A 24210-nucleotide genomic window follows, 5' to 3' on the forward strand; every position below is an offset into this window, starting at 1 on the left:
GGACAACGCGAGAGGGCCGAACGGTCGCTTGACCGTTCGGCCCTCTTGGTATGTGTCACACCTTCAGGTACTTGCGCAACGCGAAGAACGCGGCCAAGGCCGGCATCAGCAGGCTGGTCGCCAGGATCAGCGGCAGCTTCGTCAACACGGCGTCCCAGCCGATGAAGTTGATCAGGTTCAGCTTCTCCGACAGGGCGAGTCCGTGGTCGATGATGAAGTACCTGGCGACCACCAGGAAGCCGCAGGCGACACCACCGCCGATGAGTCCGGCGACCGCCGCCTCCATGATGAACGGCGCCTGGATGTAGAACCCGGAGGCCCCGACGAGGCGCATGATGCCCGTCTCCCGCCGCCGGCTGAACGCCGAGACGCGCACCGTGTTGACGATCAGCATGAGGGCGACGACCAGCATCAGCGCCATCACCGCGCGGGCGGCCCAGTTCATGCCGTTGAGGAGGCCGAAGAGGTTGTCCAGGATGCCCTTCTGGTCCTGCACGGACTGCACGCCCTCCCGGCCGTCGAAGGCGGTGGCGATGACCTGGTACTTCTCCGGGTCCTTGAGCTTGATCCGGTACGACTCCTGCATCTGGTCGGGCGTCAGGGAGCTGGCCAGCGGGGAGTCGCCGAACTGCTCCTTGTAGTGCTTGTACGCCTCGTCCTGCGACTCGTACGTGACCTTGTCGACGACCGTCATCTCGTCGAGGTCGGACATGATCTGCTTCTTCTGGTCCGCGGTCACCGCGCCCTTGGCGCAGTTGGGGTCGGACTCGGCGTCGCTCTTGTTGCAGAGGAAGACCGAGACGTTGACCTTGTCGTACCAGTAGCCCTTCATGGTGTTGACCTGGTCGCTCATCAGCAGCGAACCGCCGAACAGGGCCAGGGACAGGGCGACGGAGACGATGACCGCGAACGTCATCGTCAGGTTGCGGCGAAGACCGACACCGATCTCCGAGAGCACGAACTGGGCGCGCATGGCGTCTCGTTAAGCCTTTCGTTCCTCGTCGTCAGTGCTGGTAGCCGTAGACGCCGCGTGCCTGGTCGCGGACGAGGCGGCCCTTCTCCAGCTCGATGACGCGCTTGCGCATCTGGTCCACGATGTTCTGGTCGTGGGTGGCCATGATCACGGTGGTGCCCGTCCGGTTGATGCGGTCGAGCAGCTTCATGATGCCCACGGAGGTCTGCGGGTCGAGGTTGCCGGTGGGCTCGTCCGCGATCAGCAGCTTGGGCCGGTTGACGAAGGCCCGCGCGATCGCGACGCGCTGCTGCTCACCGCCGGACAGCTCGCCGGGCCTGCGGTCCTCCTTGCCGCCGAGACCGACGAGGTCGAGCACCTGGGGCACCGACTTGCGGATCTCGCCGCGGGACTTGCCGATGACCTCCTGGGCGAAGGCGACGTTCTCGCCGACCGTCTTGTTCGGGAGCAGGCGGAAGTCCTGGAACACCGTCCCCAGCTGGCGCCGCATCTGCGGCACCTTCCAGTTGGACAGGCGGGCGAGGTCCTTGCCCAGGACGTGCACCTGGCCGTGGCTGCACCGCTCCTCGCGCAGGATCAGCCGCAGGAAGGTGGACTTTCCGGAGCCGGAGGATCCCACGAGGAAGACGAACTCGCCCTTCTCGACCTCCAGGGAGACGTCCCTGAGGGCTGGGTGGCTCTGTTTGGGGTAGACCTTGGAGACGTTGTCGAATCGGATCACGGATGCACCACGGGTCGCCGGGGGTAGATGTGCGTGACCATACGCGAACCGGGGAGCGGCCCGCAGTCACCGGTCTGGGTTGCGTATCAGTTGCACGTTTTGTCCCCGCCGGGAGGACGCGCGGGGTCCCCCGGAACCTGGCACAGTGGAAGGGGAACGTTCGTGTCGGTGCGGGCGTTGTCCTGACGGAGCCGGCGGCAAGGAGGGCGAGCGCATGACGTACGACCGGTTGGTGTGCGCGAACTGCGCGTCGCCCGTGAGTGAGGGCCGGTGCCCGGTGTGCCGGGCGAACCGCGAGCGGATGCAGCAGGAGAGCCCCCTGGCGGGGCTGAACCCGATGATGCTGATCGCCCTGCTGGCGGTGCTGGTGGCGGCCGTGGCGCTGCTGGCCCACCAGACCGTCTGACGGGCGCGGAGGGGCCCGCGAGGGCCCTCGTGGACATGACGGAGGGGCCCGGAGCGCGTAGCGCTCCGGGCCCCTCCTGTGCGGCTGTGCGCCTGCGCCCTGTGTAGCCGGACGGCTACGGTCAGGCAGCGGCCCCGCCGCGACCGTTCATCATGCGCGGCAGCAGGCGGAAGCCGATGCCGCCGGCGATCATCGTGGCCGCGCCGACCAGCAGGAACGTGGTCTCGGCGGCGCCGGTCTCGGCCAGCTCGTCACCGCTGCCCTGGGCGGCGGTGTCGGAGGCCGGGGCCTCTTCGCCGGTGTCGGTCAGGGCCGAGGAACCCTCGTCCTGGGTGACGTTGTCGTTGCTGCCGCCGTCGGGGGTGGTGTTGTCGCCGCCACCACCGTTGCCGCCGGTGCCACCGGTGTTGCCGTTGCCACCGTTGTCGCCGGAACCGCCGTTGTCACCGTTGCCACCGTTGTCGCCGGTGCCACCGTTGTTGCCGTTCCCGCCATTGTTGCCGTTGCCACCGTTGTCACCGTTGCCGCCGTTGTCACCACCCTCGGTGGTGCCTTCGGACGTGCCCTCGGTGGTGCCGACCGAGGTGCCCTCGGTCGTGCCCTCGGTGGTGCCTTCCGTGGTCCCCTCGGTGGTGCCCTCGGTGGTCCCCTCCGTGGTGCCTTCCGAGGTGCCCTCGGTGGTCCCCTCGGACGTACCCTCCGTGGTGCCCTCGGTCACGCCGAGCGAGGTGCCCTCGGTGGTGCCCTCGGTCGTGCCCTCGGTGGTCCCCTCGGTGTCGCCGCCGACGCTCACGCCGAGGTCGACGTTGGTGTCGCCGACACCCGCGCTGACGCCGATGTCGAGCGCCGAGGCGGCACCCGCGGCGGTCAGCGAGGCACCGGCGGCGATCACGGCGCCGGCCGCTATGCGCGCGACGCGGACGCGCGTCTTCTTCGTCATGTGGTTGCTACCCCCAGTAGCCGAAATAGTCGGTGAGGCCGCACTCGGGGCCGTGATCGACGGGGGCGGCTGCGCTCAAGTCCCCCGGTTCACATGCGCCCCAGAAATACGCATGCCGCGCCTCACCCTTGCGAATGTTCAAAGCAACGTCAAGGCCATTGCGTACGCGATGTCCGGGTACGGGACGTATGCCGGACACAAAGGGTGTGAGTGTGATGTAAAACCCAGACATCACCGGCGAACGGCGGGCAGAGAAAAGGCAACCGCCGCCCGATGGGCGGGAGTTGCCTTGTCGACAAAGCGGCGCGTGCGCGACCGCTTCGCGTTACTTCTCCTGCTGCTTGCGCCAGCGAATTCCGGCTTCGAGGAAACCGTCGATCTCGCCGTTGAACACGGCCTCGGGGTTGCCCACTTCGTGCTCCGTGCGCAGGTCCTTGACCATCTGGTACGGGTGCAGCACGTACGAACGCATCTGGTTGCCCCAGGAGTTGCCCCCGTCGCCCTTGAGGGCGTCCATCTTGGCCTGCTCCTCCTGGCGGCGCCGCTCCAGAAGCTTGGCCTGGAGGACGTTCATCGCGGTGGCCTTGTTCTGGATCTGGGACCGCTCGTTCTGGCAGGAGACCACGATGCCGGTGGGGAGGTGGGTGAGCCGCACCGCGGAGTCGGTGGTGTTCACGCCCTGGCCGCCGGGGCCGGAGGACCGGTACACGTCCACCCGCAGCTCGGACTCGTCGATCTCGATGTGGTCGGTCTGCTCGACCACGGGGAGGATCTCGACGCCCGCGAAAGAGGTCTGGCGGCGCCCCTGGTTGTCGAAGGGCGAGATGCGCACCAGGCGGTGGGTGCCCTGCTCGACGGAGAGGGTGCCGTAGGCGTAGGGCGACTGCACGGCGAAGGTGGTCGACTTGATGCCGGCCTCCTCCGCGTACGACGTCTCGTAGACCTCGGTCTTGTAGCCGTGCTGCTCGGCCCAGCGCAGGTACATGCGCTGGAGCTTCTCGGCGAAGTCGGCGGCGTCCACGCCGCCCGCCTCGGCGCGGATGTTGACGAGCGCCTCGCGCGCGTCGTACTCGCCCGAGAGCAGCGTGCGGACCTCCATCTCGTCCAGCGCCTTCTTCACGGCCGTCAGCTCGGACTCGGCCTCGGCGCGGGTGTCCGGGTCGTCCTCCTCCTCGGCCATCTCGAAGAGCACGCCGAGATCGTCGAGCCGCCCGCGCAGGGCCTCGGCCTTCCGCACCTCCGCCTGGAGGTGGGAGAGCCGGCTCGTGATCTTCTGCGCCTCGTCCGGGTTGTCCCACAGGGAGGGCGCGGCCGCCTGCTCCTCGAGCACGGCGATGTCTGCCCTCATCCTGTCGAGGTCCAGGACGGCCTCGATCGACTCCATGGTCGAGGAGAGGGACTTCAGCTCTTCGGATACATCGACGACTGCCACGCGTCCAGCGTAACGGCTCCACCGACCGGCCCCGGCCGGGCCGTGACCACGGGCGCCGCGCGACGGTGCGCGGCCGGGGGGTGCAGGGCCGGTGCCCGGGCGCCCCGGCCGGCCGGGAGGCGGCCCCCTTGGCGGCCGCCGGGGTCAGGGCGACGCCGGGGCCGAGTTCTTCGTGTCCTGGGGGCCCGCGGGGTCCTCATCGGTGCTCGTGGCCAGCCAGGTCCCGACGCCGACGGCCGCCACCAGGGCGACCGCCCCGGCGCCCAGGGCGAGGCGGCGACGGCGCGTGGCGGCGCGGTTGCGGGCCGAGCCGGGCCGAGGGGCGCCGGACGCGCGCGGGGCGCGGGCGGTGCCCCTGGCGCCGCCCGCCAGCTCGTCCGGGGCGGGCACGCGCATCGAGGTGTGCGTGTCGCGGTTGGAGTCGGCGGGCTTCGCCCCCGGCACGAGCGGCACGGCTCCCCGGCGGCGGACCGGCTCCCCGCCGGAGGTCTGGGCCCCCGGGGACGTCGCGGACTCCTCGGCCGGGTCCTCCTCGTGCTCCGCGTCGGGCTCGTCCACGTCCAGCGGGCCCATCCCGGCCAGCATCGGCAGCAGCTCGCGCAGCCGGACGCTCAGCTCGGAGGCGCGCAGCCGGGAGGCGGGCCCCTTGGCGAGGCACTGCACGAGGAGCTGCCACAGCTCGTCCGGGATGCCGGGGAGCGGGACGACCGTCTCGGTCACGTGGCGGCGCAGCACGGCGCCGGGGTGGCCGCCGCCGAAGGGCGTGAAGCCGGCGAGCAGCTCGTAGAGGACCGTGGCCAGCGCGTAGATGTCGACCGCCGCGCGCGGGGGCAGGCCCTCGACGATCTCGGGGGCGAGGTAGTCGGGTGTGCCGATGATCTTCGTGGCGCGGGTGCGCCGCGGGGTGTCGATGAGCTTGGCCACCCCGAAGTCCGTCAGCAGCGCCGGGTGGGAGCCGCCGGGGCCGAGCGGGCCCTGCATGTCGAGGAGCACGTTCTCCGGCTTGACGTCGCGGTGCACGACCCCGGCAGCGTGCGCGGCGGCCAGGCCATCGGCGACGTCCGCGACGACGGCCACGGCGGCCTCGGGCGACAGGCGCCGCTCGCGGTCGAGGCGGGTCCGCAGGTCCGTGCCGCGGACCAGGTCCATGACGAGGGCGAGGTCGTTGCCGTCGACGACCAGGTCGCGGACGGAGACGACGTTCGGGTGATCCAGGCCGAGCAGGGCCGTGCGCTCCTGAACGAAGCGCGAGACCAGCTCCTGGTCGGACGCCAGGTCCTCGCGCAGCAGCTTGATCGCGACGGGCCCCTCGGGGCCCTCGCCGAGCCACACCGTGCCGGCGCTGCCCCGCCCGAGGATCTGGTGGGCGGTGTACCGGCTGCCGATCTTCCGTGCCAAGACTGCTCCTACCGACGCGTGTTGCGCCTAAAAGTACGCGTCCGCGGAGCCAACCTTCACAACGGAGGCGGAAATCACCCGCCGGATGTCGACAAGTCTCCGGACTCAGCCGCCGGTGGAGCCGCCGCCGCCCGATCCGCCGAGGTCCCCGATCCAGTCGGTCGCCGTGGTGAACCAGTCGCTGAGCTGCTCCCAGTAGCCCTTGCCGGTGCCGATCCAGTCCTGGAGCGGGCTCAGCTCCCAGATGAGCCAGCCGGCCACGAACATGATGACGAGCGTGAACAGGCACCCCTTGAGGCAGCCGAGGCCGGGGATGCGCATCGGGTTCGCGCCGCGCTGCCGCGGCGGGCGCGGCTCGCGCCGGGGCGGCCGGGGCTCGGGGGTGGGCGGCGGGGCGTACCGCTGGGGCTGCTGCGGCTGCGGGGTCGCGTACCGCTGCGGCTGTTGCTGCTGCTGCTGCGGGTAGCCGTACCCGGGCTGCTGGGGCGGCGGTCCCTGGGGGGCCTGCCGGGGCTGCTGCGGCGGGCGGGAGACCTGCCGCTGGGGGCGCCTGCGCAGCGGGTCCTGGTTCGGGTCGAGGTACTGGACCTGCGTCTGCTCGTTGCGGTCGCGGGCGGCGCGCAGCTGGTTCTGCCAGGGGTGCGGGTCGTCGGGCCCGCCGCCCTGGCCCTGCCCGGGCGGCACCGGGGGCATGACGGCGGTCGGGTCGGCCGCGCCCCGGTTGGGGAGTACGGCGGTGGGGTCGGCGGCGCCGGACGGGTTGCCGGTCTGCGGCAGGACGCTGGTCGCGCCGTTCGGGTCGTAGCCGCCGTTCTGGTTCTGCGGCAGGACCTGCGTCGGGTCGGCGGCGCCGGGCGTGCCGGGGACCTGTGCGGGCGCCGGGTCGGGGACGAGCAGCATCCCCACGTTCTCGGCGGCGCCGATCTGCGCGTTGTTCGCGTGCACGCCGATGCCGTCGGCGACGACGCGCAGGCCGCGCGCGAGGTTCTCGGCGCTCGGGCGTTCGTCGGGGTTCTTGCGCAGGCAGCGCTCGATGACCGTCCACAGCGGGTCGGGGACGGTGGAGGGGCGGCGCGGTTCGGCGCTCAGGTGCTGGTGCAGCACTTCTAGGGCGGAGCCGCCGCCGAACGGGGGACGGCCGGTGACCAGCTCGTACAGCAGGATGCCCGCGCCGTACACGTCGACGGCGGAGGTCTGGGGGCGGCCCTCGGCGGACTCCGGCGCGACGTACGCGGGCGTGCCGACGAACTCGTGGGTGCGGGTGAGACCGGGCGAGTCGGCGAGGCGGGCGATGCCGAAGTCGGTCAGCATCGGGTGCATCTCGCCGCCGGTCTGCCTCAGCAGCACGTTGGCCGGCTTGAGGTCGCGGTGGACCACGCCGTCCGCGTGGCTGGCGGCCAGGGCGTCGGCGATCTGGGCGGTGAGCAGGGCCGCCGCGACCGGGGTGAGCGGCCCGTTCTCCCGCAGATAACGGTGGAGGTCGGGGCCGTCGACGAGGTCCATGACGAGCGCGAGCAGCTCGCCCTCGACGACCAGGTCGCGGACCCGGACGATGTTGGGGTGGGTGAGCCGGAGCAGGACGGAGCGCTCCCGCAGGAAGCGCATCACGATGTCGGGGTCGCTCGCGAGCTCTTCCTTGAGGACCTTGATCGCCACGGTCTCACCGGGCTGCCCGGCCACGGCCGCCTCGGCGCCCGCGGTCTCCCGCTGGCGCGCTCGCCAGACGGTGCCCGTGGCGCCGCGGCCGAGGGGCTCCTCGAGGAGGTACTTGCTGCCTACCGGCCGCACGTCATCCGCTCCTAGTTGCTTGCTGGCTGTTCCGACCCACTGTAATGCCGCGCTCCCGGCGCGGGGCCGTCCTCATTCCGTGGTTGTCCCCGTGGCTGTGGCCGGTCCTCCGGTAAGCCGTACGTGCCGCTGCCGGGCCGTGTTCGAAGGAAAGACGCTCGACCTGGTCCCTTGGTTGCCGCTGCCCGGACGTGACCGATCTCAAGCCGACGGTCTTCGATCAGCTCCGGGGCACCCGTCAGGCATTTTTGGGGTCAGAGCCGACCAATCAAGATCATTTGACGGCGGGAGGCGGGCGCGTTGTCAGTGGCAGGTGCGAGGATGCGTGCAGTACTGGCCGACGTGCTCGTGTGGCGGTGGGGGAAGTCCGCGGTGGGTGACCGCGGTGACGGCTTCCGCCCGGCGTGCGGGCGCCCGCGCGAAGGGACCGCTGACGGCGATGCAGATCCGGCTGACCGTCGTAGACCCGCAGGGCCCGCATGCTTCGGCGGGGGGCCGCGCCGCGAGCAGCGACGTGCTGGTCACCGCGCCGGCCGGCACCGCCCTCGCCTCGGTCGCCTCCGCGCTGGCCGCGGCGCTCCCGGGCGGCGAGACCCCGGGCACCGGCCAAGTGGTGCTGTACGCGGGCGCGCAGCGGCTGGACACGCAGCGCAGCACCCTGGGCGAGCCGCCCCTGATCGACGGCGCGGTGCTCTGCCTGGGCGCCCCGGGCGAGCCCGACCCGCACGCCGAGCCGGCCGACGTCCCCGCCCAGCTCCACGTGGTCGCGGGCCCCGACGCGGGCGGCGTCCACCTCCTGCACGGCGGGCAGATCCGCCTCGGCCGCTCCGCCGACGCCGACGTCGCGCTGGACGACCCGGACGTCTCCCGGATGCACTGCGCCGTGACGGTCACCCAGGACGCCCGCGTCTCGGTCGCCGACCTCGGCTCGACCAACGGCACCACGCTGGACGGCACCCGCGTGGGCGACCGCCCCGTCCGCTTCACGCCGGGCGCGCTGCTGCGGATCGGCGAGTCGGCCCTGCGGCTGGTGCCGGTCCCCCGCGAGGCTCCGGCACGGGCGGCGACGACGCCGGACGGGGAGGGGTACGTACGGCTGTCCGCCGTGCCGGTGCCCGCCCCGGCCCGCGGCGACGCCGACGAGGTGGCCCACGCACGCGTGGCGGACGGCGCGACGGGTCACGGGGGCGTCGCGGACGGCCCCTCCCGGGGCGCGGATGCGGGCATCGGCACCGCGCGCGCGGGCGGCCCCTCCGGTACGGACCGTGCGGACGCCGCCCCGCGCACCACCGGAACCGGTGGGTGGGGCAGTGCGGCGGGCCTCCCCCACCAGGCCGACGCCGCTTCGGGGTACGGCGGGCCGCCCCAGGTGCCCGGCCAGGGCGGCGCACCCCGCGTGGAGAGCCACGGCACGGGCCCCGCGGCCGGCTTCCCCCGTCAGACCCCCGCGGACGGCGAGACCCACGGCGCGGCCGCGTCCTACGGTGCGGCGGGGTCTGCGCCGGGCGAGTACGGCCTGGGCGGGTACGGCAGGGGCGAGTACGGCACGGGCGAGTACGGCAGGAGCGGATCCGGCACGGGCGAGTACGGCAGGAGCGGATCCGGCACGGGCGAGTACGGCACGAACGGACCCGGCACGGGCGAGTACGGTCCCGGGCGGTACGAAGAGGACTACGCCGGGCGAGGCGGGTCCGCCGCGGGCGCGTCCCGGGACGGCGGCCACGGCGCCGTCGCCGGCCGCCCGAGCGGCACCGACGCCCGTCCGTCCGGCGGCGCGCACACCGAGGGCGCGCCCCGCGCGGGCGGCTCCCCCGCCCACACGTCCCGCGGGGGCGACGGATCCAGCCCCGCCGACCGGGCCGACCGGGGCGCGGAACCGACCGGCAGGACCCAGTACCCCACGTCACCCACGGCCACCGGCGGCCCGGACACCCGCCCCGGCCGCCACCCCGCCACGGACGGCGTCCCGTCCCCCGCCGGCCCCGCCCCGGCGGCACCCCACGCCCACCCCACCGCCGCGCACGCACCCGGACCCCGGCATCCCGGCGCTCCCGACCCCGCCGGCGACGACCGGCCCCCCGGCGGCGGCACCGGACGCAAGGGCACCCCCCTGCGCGGCACCGACCTCCCGCACGGCGTGCGGCGCCGTGGCGGGATCGGCGCGTGGGCGCGGCGGCTCACCGCGGGGCGCGGGGGCGCGCAGGACGACCCCGCGACGGGCACGCACGCCTGCGACACGGCGGCCGGACCGGTGCCGGCCGCACCCGGCGGTGCCGCCCACGCCCCGGAGACCTGGCCGGACCCCGCGTCGCTGCTGCTGACGGCGCTCGGCCCGGGGCCCCGGCTCTGGGAGCGCGGCCCGGGACACCCGGAGGCGCTGACGGTGCGGCTCGGCACGGCCGACCGGGTGGCCCCCGGCGGTGACGCGCCGCTGCCCGCGGTCCCGGTGACCGCCGGACTGCGCGAGGCGGGGGCGCTCGGCCTGGCCGGCCCGCGCGCCCGGCTCACCGGGCTGGCCCGCTCGGTGCTGGCCCAGCTCGCCGCGCTGCACTCCGCGGACACCCTGGAGATCGTCCTGATCAGCGCGGACCGCTCCCGCCCGCTCGCCGAGCGGACCGCGGAGTGGTCCTGGCTGGGCTGGCTGCCCCACCTGCGCCCGGCCCACGGCCAGGACTGCCGCCTGCTCCTCGCCCACGACCGCGAGCAGGCGACGGCCCGCGCGCAGGAGCTGGTCCGCCGCCTGGAGGACCACTCCTCAAACGCCCGGACCGGCGCCCGCCCGGCGACGGCCGCCGCCGGCACCCGGCAGCCCTCCTGGGCCCGTCCCGACGACGGCACCGACCCGGCCGGCGGCTTCGCCGGGCCGTACAGCGTGGTGGTCGTGGACGGGGACCCCGGCGGGGCCGACGTCCGCGAGACCCTGGCCCGGCTGGCGCTGGAGGGGCCCCGGGCCGGCATCCACGTCCTGTGCCTCGCCGAGACACCCGCCGCCTCCCCCACCTCCCCCGTGGCGGACACGTACGAGGCGGCCTGCGCGGTGTCGCCCGTGTTCCGCGCGTGCGGTGCCGTGGCGCTGCTCAGCGGCGACGTGGCGACGGCACTGCGGCTGCTGCGCGTCGCGCGCACCGCCGGCGAGACCCCGGCGGGCCCGGTCGGGCACGGCACCCTCGGCACGGTCGACGCCGTCTCCCCCGCGTGGGCGGAGCGGTTCGCGCGTGCCCTGGCTCCGCTGCGCACCGACGCCCCCGCGGGCGGCGACCGGCAGGCGCGGGTGGCCGCCCCGCTCCCCCAGGCGGCCCGGCTCCTGGACGAGCTGGGCCTCGCCCGCGCCACCCCGGCGTCCCTGATGGCCCGCTGGGCCGACGCCGCCGACGACGCGCACGCCCTCGGCGGTCGCGCCCACGCGGTGCTGGGCGCCGGACCACGCGGCCCCGTCACGGTCGACCTCGCCGCCGAGGGGCCGCACCTGCTCGTCGAGGGCCCGCCCGGCAGCGGCCGCACCGAGCTGCTGCGGGCGCTGGTCGCCTCCCTCGCCTCCGCCGACCGGCCGGACCGGCTCGGCGTCGTCCTGATGGACGGCCGCGACGGCGTGGGCGGCGACGGCGGACACGGCGAGGGGCTGGCGGTCTGCACGGACGTACCGCACGTCACCACCCACCTCGCCGCCAACGACCCCGTCCGCATGCGGGAGTTCGCCCAGTCCCTGAGCGCCGAGCTGAAGCGGCGGGCGGAGCTGCTCGGGCGGTCGGAGTTCCCCGAGTGGCACACCGGCCGCGAGGTGTCTGGCCGGCTGGTCACCCAGCGCACACCGCACGAGGACGCGTCCGACTCCGCGACCGGGCCCGACGACGGGGACCTCGACTTCCCGCCCAGCTCCACGATGCGGCTGCGCCCGGGAGCGGCCCGGCGCCGTTCCGCGGCCGTGCCGCCGCTGCCCCGCCTCGTCGTGGTCGTGGACGACCTCGACGCCCTGGTGACTCCCCCGCTGGGCTCCCCCGGGCGCCCCGCGGCCGGTTCGGTCGTGCGGGCGCTGGAGGCCGTCGCGCGGGAGGGCGGGCGGCTCGGCGTGCACCTGGTCGCCGCCACCGCGCCCGGCGGCCGGACGGCCCAGACGGAGCCCGCCCTCCGCGCCGCCCTGCGCATCACGCTGGACGCCCCGGCCCCGGGACCGGACGAACCGATGCCGGGCCGGGGCCGGCTGACCCGCCCGGACGGTCCGGCCGTCGTCTTCCAGGCCGGCCGCGTCACCGGCCGCATCCCGCGCACCGCGACCCTGCGCCCCACGGTGATCCCCCTGGAATGGCACCTCATGGGCGACCCGCCCACCCGCCGCCCGGTCCGCGAACTGGGCAACGGCCCCACCGATCTCGCCCTGCTGGCCAGCGCGTTGGAACGGGCGGCCCGCGAGGTGGAGGCGGCACAGGTCCCGTCACTCCTGTAACGCCGGGCACACTTCAGCCCGTCCGGCGTTTGAGGACGAGGCCGTCCAGGCCGAAGCGGGGGTCCGGGGGCGGCAGCCCCCGGCGACGCCCACACCGACGCCGGGTGCCTGGTCACGACGCGGTCACGATCACCCCGGAGACCGCGGACGCGCCCTTGCCGCCCTCACCCCCCTGGCGTACACCAGAGCGCACGGAAGAGCGCCGGACGTTCGACGAGGCACCAAGAACGGGGCAAGTGATGCGCACGAGCAGGACCATGGGGACACGCAGGACGCTGGGCAGGACCAGCCGGATCGCCGCCACCCTCGCCGCGGGGGCGCTCGCGCTCTCGCTCACCGCGTGCGGTGGCGACGACGACGGCGGTGGCGGTGGCGACAAGGGCGGTCAGCAGGACGGCGGCAAGGACACGGCCACCTCCGTCACCCTCCCGAAGCTCGACGGCGAGAGTCTTGAGGTCGCCGCCGTCTGGACCGGCGCGGAGCAGGAGAACTTCAAGAAGGTCCTCGCCGAGTTCGAGAAGCGGACCGGCGCCAAGGTGACCTTCGTGCCCGCCCAGGACCCGATCATCAACTTCCTCGGCTCGAAGATCGCGGGCGGCGCCCCGCCGGACGTGGCGATGCTCCCGCAGCCCGGCGCCATCAAGCAGGCCGTGGACAAGGGCTGGGCCAAGCCGCTCGGCGCCGAGGCCACCAAGGAGCTGGGCGAGAACTACTCGCCGGGCTGGCAGGAGATAGGCAAGGTCGGCGGCAAGCAGTACGGCGTCTACTACAAGGCCGCCAACAAGTCGCTGATCTGGTACAACGCGCAGGTCTTCGAGAACGCGGGCGCCGCCGAGCCCAAGACCTGGGACGAGCTGCTCACCGCCGCGCAGACCATCTACGACTCCGGCGTCACGCCGTTCTCCGTGGGCGGCGCCGACGGCTGGACCCTGACCGACTGGTTCGAGAACGTCTACCTCTCCCAGGCGGGCCCGGAGAAGTACGACCAGCTGGCCAAGCACGAGATCAAGTGGACGGACCCCTCCGTCAAGGAGGCGCTGACCACCCTCGCCGAGATCTGGGGCAAGAAGGACTACGTGGCGGGCGGCGCGTCCGGCGCGCTCCAGACGGAGTTCCCGGCCTCGGTGACGCAGACCTTCACCGGCGGCGACCAGCCCAAGGCGGGCATGGTCTACGAGGGCGACTTCGTGCAGGTCAACATCGGTGAGACGGACGCGGAGATCGGCACCGACGCCAAGGTGTTCCCGTTCCCGTCGGTCGGCGACACCGCGCCGGTGGTCTCCGGCGGCGACGCGGCCGTGGTCCTGGAGGACTCGAAGGCGGCCCAGGCGCTGGCCACCTGGCTGGCCTCGCCGGACGCGGCGACGATCCAGGCGAAGCTCGGCGGCTACCTCTCGCCGAACAAGAACGTCGACGTCTCGGCGTACCCGAACGACGTGCAGAAGAAGATCGCCGAGGCGCTGGTCGCGGCCGGCGACGACTTCCGCTTCGACATGTCGGACCAGGCCCCGCAGGCCTTCGGCGGCACGCCCGGCAAGGGCGAGTGGAAGGCCCTCCAGGACTTCCTGAAGAACCCGAAGGACGTCGCGGGCGCCCAGGCGAAGCTGGAGGCGGACGCGGCCGCCGCCTACGGGAGCTGACGGATGACGTCGGCCACGGCGGCGGGGACCTCACCGGGCCCCGCCGCCCCCAAGTCGCGCAGGAGCGTGACCGGCACCCGGAGGACCGTGGCGGCCCTGTTCCTGCTGCCCGCCCTGGTGCTGCTCGGCGCGCTCGTGGTCTACCCGATCGGGTACTCGCTGGTCCGCAGCTTCTACGACCAGTCCGGCGACTCCTTCGCCGGATTCGACAACTACCAGGCCCTGTTCACCGACGACGGCATCCGCACCGCCCTCAAGAACAACGTCATCTGGGTGGTGTTCGCGCCGACGGTCGCCACCGCGCTCGGTCTGATCTTCGCGGTGCTGACCGAACGGATCCGCTGGGGCACCGCGTTCAAGCTGGTCGTCTTCATGCCGATGGCGATCTCCATGCTGGCGGCCGGGATCATCTTCCGCCTGGTGTACGACCAGGACCCGGACAAGGGCGTCGCCAACGCGGTGTGGGTCGGCGTGCACGACACGTTCGCCGAGTCGTCGGCGTTCCCGAAGGCGCACCCCGGCCGCGACTCGCCGCTCGAACCCGCAGGCGGAGGCGCCTTCGTCACCAAGCGGCCGGTCGAGGCCGGCACCCCGGTGGTCGTCCCCCTCGTCGGTGTCGCCCCCGACCGGATGCCCGAGGGCGCGAAGCAGGCCGCGGCCGCCGAGCCCGAGGACGGCAAGGTCACCGGCACCGCCTGGCAGGACTTCACCCGGGGCAAGGGCGTCGGCAAGCTCGGCGGGGTCGACGTGGCCGAGCTGGGCTACGCCGGGATGCGGATCGAGGCGGTGAAGGACGGCGAGGTCGTCGCGTCGGCGAAGGCGGCGGACGACGGCACGTTCACCCTGCCCGCAGCGGCCGACGGGGCGCTGCTCAGGCTCCCCGCCGACAACTTCAAGGAGCCCTACAACGGCCTGAACTGGCTCGGCCCGTCCCTCGTCACCCCGGCCATCATCGGGTCGTACGTGTGGATGTGGGCGGGCTTCGCGATGGTGCTGATCGCGGCGGGTCTCGCCGGGATGCCGCGGGAACTCCTGGAGGCCGCCCGGGTCGACGGGGCCAACGAGTGGCAGGTCTTCAGACGGGTCACGGTGCCGCTGCTGGCGCCGGTCCTCGCCGTCGTGGCCGTCACCTTGATGATCAACGTGCTGAAGGTGTTCGACCTCGTGTTCATCATCGCGCCGGGCTCCTCGCAGGACGACGCGAACGTGCTCGCCCTGGAGCTGTACCGCAAGGGCTTCGCCTCCGACCAGCCGGGCGTGGCCAGCGCCATCGCGGTGTTCCTGCTGCTGCTGGTGATCCCGGTGATGTGGTTCAACGTACGGCGGCTGCGACGGGAGGTGCGGCGATGACGAAGGCGAAGCGGTCCCTGGGGGCGCGGCTGGCCGAGGGCGTCAGCGGCGGTCTGGTCCGGGTCTTCCTGATCGTCGTCGGCCTCTTCTGGCTGGTGCCGACGATCGGTCTGCTGCTCTCCTCGCTGCGCACCCCGCGGGACATGGCGTCGAGCGGCTGGTGGGAGGTCTTCACCAAGCCCTCCCAGCTCACCTTCCAGAGCTACGAGGACCTGCTGGCGAACGGGGACATCACGTCGTCGCTGCTCAACACCGTGCTGATCACGGTCCCGGCGACGGTCCTGGTCGTGGTCATCGGGTCGCTGGCCGGGTACGCCTTCGCGTGGATGGAGTTCCCGGGCCGCGACTGGTGGTTCCTGGCCGTGGTCGGGCTGCTGGTCGTCCCCGTGCAGGTGGCGCTGATTCCGATCGCCGAACTCTTCGGCAAGATCGGCTTGTTCGGGTCGATCGTCGGCGTGGTCCTCTTCCACGTCGGCTTCGGCCTGCCCTTCGCCGTGTTCCTGCTGCGGAACTTCTTCGCGGAGATCCCCCGGGAGCTGCTGGAGGCGGCCCGGCTGGACGGCGCGGGTGAACTGCGGCTGTTCGCGCGGGTCGTGATGCCGCTGGGCGGGCCCGCGATCGCGAGCCTCGGCATCTTCCAGTTCCTGTGGGTGTGGAACGACATGCTGGTCGCGCTGATCTTCTCGGACTCCGGGAGCCAGCCGATCACGGTCGCGCTGCAGACGCAGGTACGGCAGTTCGGCAACAACGTCGACGTGCTGGCACCGGGTGCGTTCATCTCGATGGTGATCCCGCTGGCCGTGTTCTTCGCGTTCCAGCGGCAGTTCGTCTCCGGTGTGATGGCGGGCGCCGTCAAGTAGGCCTGCGCGCAACACCCTTGGGGGGTCGGTCCGGTCACGGGTCCGACCCCTCATCCGTTCGGGGCACCGTACGGGCCGCGGATCCCCCGATTGCCGCAGCGCCCGTAACCAAGTCACTCCATTGGCCGTTCCCGGCGCGAACGCCCGCGCCGACCCCGCCGACCCATGGATGTTCCCGTGCCCAGGTTCAGTGTCATCGTGCCCGCGTACCAGGTGCAGGCGTATCTGCACGCGTGCCTGGAGTCGGTGCTGTCCCAGTCGTACCCGGACTTCGAGCTGATCGTCGTGGACGACGCCTCGCCGGACGCGTGCGGGGCGATCGCCGACGAGTTCGCGGACCGCGACCCGCGCGTACGCGTCGTGCACCTGCCGGAGAACGGGGGCCTGGGTCCCGCCCGCAACGCCGGCATGGACCGGGCGACCGGCGACTACCTGGTCTTCCTGGACGGCGACGACACCCTGACCCCGGACGCGCTGCGGGCCGTGGCCGACCGGGTGAAGGAGACCGGCGACCCCGACGTGCTGGTCTACGACTACGCCCGGACCCACTGGACCGGCGAGACCGTCCGCAGCCGGGCGGCCGCGCACCTCGGCGAGGGCGGACCGGCACCGTTCCGGCTGGCCGACCGGCCGGAGCTGCTGCGGCTGCTGATGGTGGCCTGGAACAAGGCGGTGCGGCGGGAGTTCGCCGAGCGCGAGGGCCTCGCCTTCCCGCCCGGCTACTACGAGGACACCCCGTGGACGTACCCGGTCCTGATGAGCGCGGAGACGGTCGCCACCCTGGACCGGGTCTGCGTCCACTACCGCCAGCGCCGCCGGGGCAGCATCCTTGGCACGACGAGCGAACGCCACCTGGACGTGTTCGCGCAGTACGACCGGGTCTTCGCGTTCCTGGAGGCGCACCCGGAGCACGACCGCTGGCGGCCGGTGCTGTACCGCCGCATGTGCGACCACCTGGCGACCGTCTTCACCCGCCCCGACCGCCTGCCGCGGGCCCTGCGCGCCGAGTTCCTGCGCCGGGCCCGGGTGCACTGCCGCCGCTACCGGGCCGCCGGCGCCCCCGCCCCGGCACCGGTCCGGCTGCGCCACGCCCTGCTGCGGCTGGGCCTGCGCCGCACCTGGGAGGCCCTGCGGCTGGCGTCCGCGCTGCGCCGGCGGACGGCGCCGGTCGCCGCCGGTGCGCTGCGGGCCGTCCGGACCGGCGTCCTGCGCCTGCACTACCGGGGCCAGCGCCTCCTTCCGCTGCGCGCCGACCGCGCCGTCTTCGCCGTCGAGGGCGGCCGGGGGCACGGCTGCAACCCGGGCGCGCTGGAGGAGGCGTTCCGCCGTTTCGCGCCGCACGTGCGCACGGCCTGGGCCGCCGGCCCCGCGCACCACCACACGGTCCCGCCCGCGACCCGGCGGCTGACCCCCGGCACGGCCGCCTACTGGACGGCCCTGGCCCGCTCCCGGTACCTGGTGCACAACTCCTCCTTCGGCGCCGGCCTGGTCAAGCGCCGGGGGCAGGTGCTGGTGCAGACGCAGGACGGGACGCCGCTCGCGCACGCGGGCCTGGACCTCCAGGAGCGGCCGGCCGCCGCCTCCACCACCGACTGCGCCCGGCTGCTGCGCGAGGTCGACTCCTGGGACTACGTGGTCTCCGCCAACCGCCACTCCACCCTGACCTGGGAGCGGGTGCACCCCGGCGGCTACGCCACCCTGGAGTACGGGCAGCCCCGCACCGACGCCCTCCAGCGGGCGACCCCGGCGGACGTGGCCCGGCTGCGGGAGATCCTCGGCATCCCCGAGGGCACGGTGGCGATCCTGTACGCGCCCGTGCACCGCGACTACCGCCGCACCCAGCGCGTCGCCCTGGACCTGGAGCGCGTCGTGCGCCGCCTCGGCCCCCGCTTCATGGTCCTGACCCGCGTCCACCCGGGCGACGGCCACCGGCCGGCCGCGTCCGCCGGCCGGGTCCTCGACGTGAGCGGCCACCCGAACGTGGAGTCGCTCTGCCTGGCCTCGGACGCCCTCGTCACCGACTACGCGTCCCTGATGTTCGACTACGCGGGCCTGGACCGGCCGATCGTGCTCCACGCCCACGAGCCGGAGGCGTTCGAGGCGGCCCGCGGCACCTACGTCGACCTTCGCTCCGTCCCGCCGGGCCCGGTCGCACGGGACGAGGACGAGCTGATCGGCGTCTTCGCCGGCGGCGACTGGCAGGGCGCCCGCTCCGCCCGGCTCCGGGCGGAGTTCCGCGAGCGGTTCTGCCCGCACGACGACGGCCGCGCCGCCGAGCGCGTGGTACGCCGGGTGGTGCTCGGTCAGACGCGGCTGCCCCCGGTGGTGCCGCTCGGCGACCGCCGCCCGCCCGCGGCCGCCGTCGCCCGCACCCCGCTGGCCACGGTCCCGCAACCGGCCGGGCCGCGCACCGTCACCGACAGCCGCTGAGGGCCGTTTGCCCATCGGGAGCCCGTACGCCCCGCGGCTCGCGGCCGACGGAGGGCTCCCTTCGGACCTGGACCACGAGAGAAAGAGCAGTATGCCCCGCTTCAGCATCATCGTCCCGTCCCATGGGGTCGCGGGGCGGCTCTCCCAGGCACTGGACTCGGTCCTCGCCCAGTCCTTCGGCGACCTCGAACTGATCCCGGTCTGCACCCCCGGCGACGCGGGGGCGGACGTCGCCGAGGAGCACGCGGGCCGGGACTCGCGGGTACGGCCCGTGCACGCGCCGCCCTCGGCAGGCCTGGCCGGGGCGCGCAACGCCGGGATGCGGGCGGCGACCGGCGCCTACCTGCTGTTCCTCGACGGCGACGACGTGCTCGTGCCGGGCGCGCTGGCGGCGCTGGAGGCGCGGCTGGCCGACACGGGGGGCGTGGACGTGCTGTATTTCGAGTACGAGCGGGTGCCCTGGTGGGAGGGCGAGCCCACCAATCCGGCCGCTCCGCTGCTCGCCAAGGCCCCGCGCGGCGCCTTCACCCCGGACCGGGCCCCCGACCTGACCGGGGTGCGGCTGCCCGCGTGGAGCGCCGTCCACCGCCGCACCTTCCTCACCGAACGCGGGCTCGCCTTCCCCGACGGGCACTTCACGGACATCGGCTTCGGCGCCCTGGTCGCGGCGCGCGCCGAGCGCGTGGCGGTGCTGCGCTCGGTCGTCGTACGGCACCTGGTGCGCCGGCAGGGCAACCGGCTGAACCTGCCGGGTCCGCACCACGCGGACCTCCTCGACCAGGCCGAACTGGCCCTCTCGTACGCGGCAGAACGGGGGTTGTCGTTCGAGCGCCGCGGCCCGCTCTTCGAGCACCTCTTCGCGGCGGTCCTGAAGACGGCCACGCATCCGCGGCGGCTCACCAGCCGGGAGCGCCGGGCCTTCTTCCGGCGGGCGAGCCGCCTCTACCGGCGCCACCGCCCCGCCGGCTTCCGTCCGCCGGGCGGCCGGCTCGGCGTCCAGCACCGGCTGCTGGCGTCGGGGTCGTACGCCGGGTTCCGCGCCCTGCGCGCCACCAACCGGGCCGTCGCCGGGGTGCTGCACCGGCTGCCGCGGCCGCACGGGCTGCGCACCCGGCTGCTGTACCGCCGCCACCTGCGCCGGCCCCTGGACCCGAACCTCGTCGTCTACTGCGCCTACTGGGGCCGCGGTTACGCGTGCAGCCCGGCCGCGATCCACGCCAAGGCCCGCGAACTCGCCCCGCACCTCAGGTCGGTGTTCCTGGTCGAACCGGACCAGGCGCACACCGTGCCGGAGGGCGTCGACCACGCCGTCATCGGCGGCCGGCGCTACTGGGAGGTGCTGGCCCGCGCCAAGTACCTGGTGAACAACGCCAACTTCGCCGAGGGCGTCGTCAAGCGCCCCGGCAGCGTGCACGTGCAGACGCAGCACGGCACCCCGCTGAAGTCGATGGGCGTGGACCAGTCGACGTACCCGGTGGTGGCGGCCTCCAGCGGCAGCTTCACCAAGCTGCTGGGCCGCGTGGACCGCTGGGACTACAACCTCTCCAGCAACCGGCACTCCACCCAGATGTGGGAGCGCGCCTTCCCCGGCTCCTACGAGGACCTGGAGTACGGCTACCCGCGCAACGACGTCTACTGCACGGCGACCGCCGAGGACGTCGCACGCGTCCGCCGCGAACTGGGCGTCCCCGAGGGGGCGACGGCCGTGCTGTACGCGCCCACGCACCGGGACTACGAGAGCGGCTTCGGCGCGGGAGCCCTGGACCTGGAGGCGTTCTGCGAGGCGGCCGGCGAGGACGTGGTCGTGCTGCTGCGGGCCCACTACTTCTACGACCGGGGCGGCCGCGCGGGCAGCGGCCGGATCATCGACGTCACCGCGCACCGCTCCTCCGAGGACGTGTGCCTGGCCGCCGACGCACTGGTCACGGACTACTCGTCGATCATGTTCGACTACGCCAACCTCGACCGGCCGATCGTCGTGTACGCCGACGACTGGGAGGTCTACCGGGAGACCCGGGGCGTCTACTTCGACCTGATGGCGGCGCCGCCGGGGCCGGTGGCGCGGACGCCGCAGGAGCTGGCCCGCGTCTTCGGCGACGGCTCGTACGCCGGCCCGGAGTCGGCGGCGCTGCGGGCGGCCTTCCGGGAGCGGTTCTGCGAGTTCGACGACGGCCGGGCCGCCGAGCGGGTCGTGCGCCGGGTGCTGCTCGGCGAGCCGCCCGAGGCGCTGCCGCCCGTGATCCCGCTCGCGGAGCGCGTCCCGGCCCCCGCCGCCACCCTCGTAAGGAGCTGACCCCCGCCGTGCCCCGCTTCAGCCTCATCCTTCCCTGCTTCAAGGTGCAGGGCTTCCTGCGCGAGTGCCTGGACTCGGTCCTGGACCAGTCCTTCCGGGACATCGAGGTCGTCGCCGTCGACGACTGCTCGCCCGACGGCTCGGGCGCCATCCTCGACGAGTACGCCGCCCGCGACGACCGGCTGCGCGTGCTGCACCTGGAGGAGAACGCCGGCCTCGGCCGGGCCCGCAACGCCGGGATGCCGCTCGCCACCGGCGACTACCTCTTCTTCCTCGACAGCGACGACACCCTGACCCCGGGCGCGCTGCGCGCCATGGCCGACCGGCTCGCGGAGGCCGGCGACCCGGATGTGCTGGTCTTCGACTACGCCCGCACCTACTGGTGGGGCGGCACCCGGCGCAACGCGCTGGCCCGGGTGCTGGCGGAGGCCGGGGAGGGCACGTTCACGGCGGCCGAGCGCCCCGAGATCCTCGACCTGCTGATGGTGGTGTGGAACAAGGTCTACCGGCGCGACTTCGTGGAGCGCGGCGGCTTCGCCTTCCCGCCCGGCTACTACGAGGACACGCCCTGGACCTTCCCGGTGATGTTCAGCGCGGAGCGGATCGCCACGCTGGACCGCATCTGCCTGAACTACCGGCAGCGGCGCCAGGGCAACATCCTGTCCACCACCAGCCGCAAGCACTTCGACGTGCACGCGCAGTACGAGCGGGTCTTCGCCTTCCTCGACGGCCGCCCGGAACTGGCCCGGTGGCGGCCGTTCCTGCACACCAAGATGGGCGAGCACTGCCTGGACATCCTGTCCAAGCCGGACCGGCTGCCGCCCTCCGACAAGGCCGAGTTCTTCCGGCTCACCGCGGAGATGTTCCGAGCCCACCGCCCCGAGGGCGCCGAGATCCCGGCGGAGCTGCGGGTGCTGGCGTCCGGCGCCCTCGGGTACACCGCCTACCGGCTGCGGCGCCGGTCCGGGCGGGCGGGCCGGGAGCTGGAGCGCCGGGCCCGGCAGGCGGGCGGCCGGGCCGCCGGGCGCCTGCGCGGGATCGGTACGGCGGTGCGCAGCCGCCGCCCGCTGGAGACGGACCTCGTGGTGTACTCGGCGTTCTCCCACCGCGGCGTGCTGGGCGACCCCGCCGCGATCCACCGCGCGGCGCGCGAGATCGCCCCGCACCTGCGCGGGGTGTGGGTGGTGCGGGACGAGGAGACCGCTGCGCTGCTGCCGCCGGACACCGAGCATGTGCTCCTGGGCAGCGCCGCCTACCGGCGGGTGACCGAGCGGGCGGCGTTCTTCGTCAACAACGTCAACTGGCCCGGCACCCTGGCCAAGCGCCCCGGCAGCGTCCACATCCACACCCACCAGGGCACCCCGCTCAAGTACATGGGCGTCGACCTGCTGGGCAGGCCCGGCGCCCGGCACGGCCTGGACGTGCCGCAGATGCTGCGCCGGGCCGACCGCTGGGACCACAGCCTGGTCGCGGGCCGGTACGCGGAGCGGGTGTGGGAGCGGGCGTACCCGTGCCACTTCACGTCCGTGCCGAGCGGCAGCCCGCGCAACGACGTGCTGGTGAACGCGGGGGCCGAGGAGGGCCGCCGGGTCCGGGAGCGGCTGGGCGTCCCCGAGGGACACACGGTGGTGCTGTACGCGCCGACCCGGCGCGAGTACCGGCGGGGCGGGCTGGTCGAGCGCGTCGACCCGGCCCGGCTCGCCGCCGACCTCGGCGAGGGCCACACGCTGGTGGTCCGGCTGCACCCCTCGCTGGCGACCGGTCCGGCCCGCGGCATGGGCCTCTCGGAGCTGCACCGGCGGGGCGTCCTGGTCGACGCGACGGACGAACCGCACGTGGAGGACCTGATGCTCGCCTCCGACCTGCTGATCACCGACTACTCCGCCCTGATGTTCGACTACGCCCTCCTGGACCGGCCGATCGTGATCCACGCGGACGACTGGCGGGCGTACGAGGCGAGCCGCGGCGCCTATTTCGACATCACCGAGGAGGCGCCGGGGCACGTCTCGCGCTCGTACCGCGAGCTGGCCTGGCTGCTGGCCTCCGGGGCGTGGCGGGACGAGGAGGCGGCACGGCTGCGGTCGGCGTTCCGGGCGCGGTACTGCGAGTACGAGGACGGCCGGGCCGCCGAGCGGGTGGTGCGGACGCTGCTCCTGGGCGAGCCGATGCCGGGCCGGGAGCCGGCCGGCGTCCCCGGCGCCCGCGCGGTCACCGCCGGTCACAACCTGCTCGCCTCCTCGTGAGACCGCGGCTGTGGGTGCTGGTCCTGGCCGCCGTGTTCGCCGCGCTGCAACTGGCGAACGTCACCGGCCGGGACACCCCCGACACCAAGAACTACCTGGCGTACGCGCTGAGTCTGAGCGGTGAGGGCAAGCGCGAGACGGCCACGGCCACCATCGACTACGTGTGCGCGAGCCGGGCGGAGCGGGTCCGCCGGGACCAGAGCGTGCACGTGGTCCACTTCCACCGGCCCGACCCCACCGACCGGGCGGCGGCCGAGTGCCGGGCGCAGGAGTGGCGGGTGGTGGGTCCGCAGCTGGCGGCGGGCCGGACCGGCGGGCACACCCTGCCCTATCTGCCGGACCGTTTCATGCGGATCTTCGAGGCGCGGCCGGGATATCCGCTGCTGCTGGTGCCCTTCGTGGCGGTCTTCGGCGTGACGTGGGGCCTGTGGGCGGCGGGCGTATTCGTCGCCTGCGCGGGCGGGGTGCTGGTCTTCCTGATCCTGCGGACGCTGTCGGTGCCGGCACCCCTCGCGCTGGGCGGGCAGGCGCTGTACTACGCGCTGCCGTGCGGGACGACCGCGATGCGCCCGATGACCGAGGGGCTGCTGATGGCGCTGACGCTGGCGGCGGTGTGGGGGTGTGCGCTGGTGCTGCGGGCGGGGCGGACGCGGGCGGGTCTGGCCCTGGTCGCGGGGTCGCTGGCGGCGCTGTTCACGGTGAAGCACTCCCAGGCCCTGTTCCTCGGGGTGTGCCTGGCGGCGGCGGGCGCGCTGATCGCCCTGCGGCGGCGCGGGCGGGGCGGTCCTCCCGCCCGGGATGTGCTGGTGCTCGGGGCGGTGGGGCTGGCGGGGGCGGTGGGCACGCTGGTGGCGGCGCGGCTGCTGCACTACCCGTCCGTGTCGGACAGCGTGCAGGATCTGCTCACCGACCACTTCGCGCGGCCGGAACGGGAGCGTCCGTGGCCGGAGTTCTGGCAGTTGCAGGGCAACTTCTGGCTGGAGTGGCTGCGCCGGCAGGCCTGGCAGCCGCTGCTCGTCGCGGCACTGGGCGCGGGGGCGTGGGGTGCGCTGCGGCGCGGGGGCGCGGCCGGCGGCTTCCTGGTCGCGGCGGCGTGCACGGGGATCCTGACCCAGGCGGGGCACCCGGACATCAACATCTGGGGCGAGCGGCTGATCGTGCTGGCGTGGCTGCTGCCGGTGGTGGGCGTCCCGCTGCTGCTGGAGCCCGTGGTGCGGGGTGGCAGGGTGCCGCTGCCCGCGCAGGGGCCGGCCGACCGGGTCCGGACGGCGGGCTGATCTTCACCCGTTGAGGTG

The 24210-nt window shown here is 74.0% G+C and carries 15 protein-coding genes; 9 read left to right on the forward strand and 6 right to left on the reverse strand.

Features of this window, described 5'->3' with window-relative positions; translation table 11 throughout:
• Positions 1–55 precede the first annotated feature (55 nt).
• On the reverse strand, positions 56–973 hold the full coding sequence (ftsX, locus tag IE108_RS11960; RefSeq protein WP_064728178.1) for a permease-like cell division protein FtsX: 918 nt from the start codon (positions 971–973) through the stop codon (positions 56–58).
• A 31-nt stretch (positions 974–1004) separates the two neighbouring features.
• Complete coding sequence (ftsE, locus tag IE108_RS11965; protein WP_043372426.1) at positions 1005–1694, reverse strand: cell division ATP-binding protein FtsE; 690 nt, start codon at positions 1692–1694, stop codon at positions 1005–1007.
• A 214-nt stretch (positions 1695–1908) separates the two neighbouring features.
• Here ftsE and IE108_RS11970 point away from each other — a divergent pair, with 214 nt between their 5' ends.
• Positions 1909–2100, forward strand: coding sequence for a hypothetical protein (locus tag IE108_RS11970; protein WP_064728179.1), 192 nt, complete (start codon positions 1909–1911; stop codon positions 2098–2100).
• Positions 2101–2221: 121 nt separating this feature from the next.
• Here the strand turns inward: IE108_RS11970 and IE108_RS11975 are convergent, their stop codons facing one another.
• The 4 genes from IE108_RS11975 to IE108_RS11990 form a co-directional block, all read right to left on the reverse strand.
• The gene (locus IE108_RS11975; protein WP_064728180.1) at positions 2222–3040 is read right to left on the reverse strand and encodes a hypothetical protein; all 819 of its coding nucleotides are present in this window, start codon (positions 3038–3040) and stop codon (positions 2222–2224) included.
• A gap of 325 nt (positions 3041–3365) precedes the next feature.
• The gene (gene prfB, locus IE108_RS11980; RefSeq protein WP_064728181.1) at positions 3366–4472 is read right to left on the reverse strand and encodes a peptide chain release factor 2; all 1107 of its coding nucleotides are present in this window, start codon (positions 4470–4472) and stop codon (positions 3366–3368) included.
• 144 nt (positions 4473–4616) lie between these two features.
• Entirely contained in the window at positions 4617–5870 is a 1254-nt protein-coding gene (locus IE108_RS11985; RefSeq protein WP_064728182.1) for a serine/threonine-protein kinase, read from the reverse strand.
• A 105-nt stretch (positions 5871–5975) separates the two neighbouring features.
• On the reverse strand, positions 5976–7658 hold the full coding sequence (locus IE108_RS11990) for a serine/threonine-protein kinase (protein ID WP_064728183.1): 1683 nt from the start codon (positions 7656–7658) through the stop codon (positions 5976–5978).
• Positions 7659–8097: 439 nt separating this feature from the next.
• On the opposite strand from IE108_RS11990, the gene IE108_RS11995 reads away from it, so the two are divergent.
• The 8 genes from IE108_RS11995 to IE108_RS12030 all read left to right on the forward strand — a co-directional run bounded on the left by IE108_RS11995 (position 8098) and on the right by IE108_RS12030 (position 24192).
• Positions 8098–12099, forward strand: coding sequence for an FHA domain-containing protein (locus tag IE108_RS11995; RefSeq protein ID WP_064731790.1), 4002 nt, complete (start codon positions 8098–8100; stop codon positions 12097–12099).
• A 239-nt stretch (positions 12100–12338) separates the two neighbouring features.
• Positions 12339–13739 carry an ABC transporter substrate-binding protein gene (locus tag IE108_RS12000; RefSeq protein ID WP_064728184.1) on the forward strand — a complete coding sequence of 467 codons (1401 nt, stop codon included), beginning with the start codon at positions 12339–12341 and terminating at the stop codon, positions 13737–13739.
• A 3-nt stretch (positions 13740–13742) separates the two neighbouring features.
• Positions 13743–15089, forward strand: a complete 1347-nt coding sequence (locus IE108_RS12005; protein ID WP_229851774.1) for a carbohydrate ABC transporter permease — start codon at positions 13743–13745, stop codon at positions 15087–15089.
• Complete coding sequence (locus IE108_RS12010) at positions 15086–15949, forward strand: carbohydrate ABC transporter permease (RefSeq protein ID WP_064728186.1); 864 nt, start codon at positions 15086–15088, stop codon at positions 15947–15949. Before IE108_RS12005 ends, IE108_RS12010 begins: the two co-directional genes overlap by 4 nt.
• A 177-nt stretch (positions 15950–16126) precedes the next feature.
• Positions 16127–18379 carry a bifunctional glycosyltransferase/CDP-glycerol:glycerophosphate glycerophosphotransferase gene (locus tag IE108_RS12015; RefSeq protein WP_064728187.1) on the forward strand — a complete coding sequence of 751 codons (2253 nt, stop codon included), beginning with the start codon at positions 16127–16129 and terminating at the stop codon, positions 18377–18379.
• Positions 18380–18470: 91 nt separating this feature from the next.
• The gene (locus tag IE108_RS12020; protein ID WP_064728188.1) at positions 18471–20672 is read left to right on the forward strand and encodes a bifunctional glycosyltransferase/CDP-glycerol:glycerophosphate glycerophosphotransferase; all 2202 of its coding nucleotides are present in this window, start codon (positions 18471–18473) and stop codon (positions 20670–20672) included.
• An 8-nt stretch (positions 20673–20680) separates the two neighbouring features.
• Positions 20681–22915, forward strand: a complete 2235-nt coding sequence (locus IE108_RS12025) for a bifunctional glycosyltransferase/CDP-glycerol:glycerophosphate glycerophosphotransferase (protein ID WP_064728189.1) — start codon at positions 20681–20683, stop codon at positions 22913–22915.
• Positions 22912–24192, forward strand: coding sequence for a hypothetical protein (locus IE108_RS12030; protein WP_064728190.1), 1281 nt, complete (start codon positions 22912–22914; stop codon positions 24190–24192). The genes IE108_RS12025 and IE108_RS12030 overlap by 4 nt, the downstream gene beginning before the upstream one ends.
• Positions 24193–24210 lie beyond the last annotated feature (18 nt).

Source organism: Streptomyces parvulus, from assembly GCF_014648855.1.
In the GTDB taxonomy this organism is placed as follows: Bacteria; Actinomycetota; Actinomycetes; order Streptomycetales; family Streptomycetaceae; genus Streptomyces; species Streptomyces parvulus.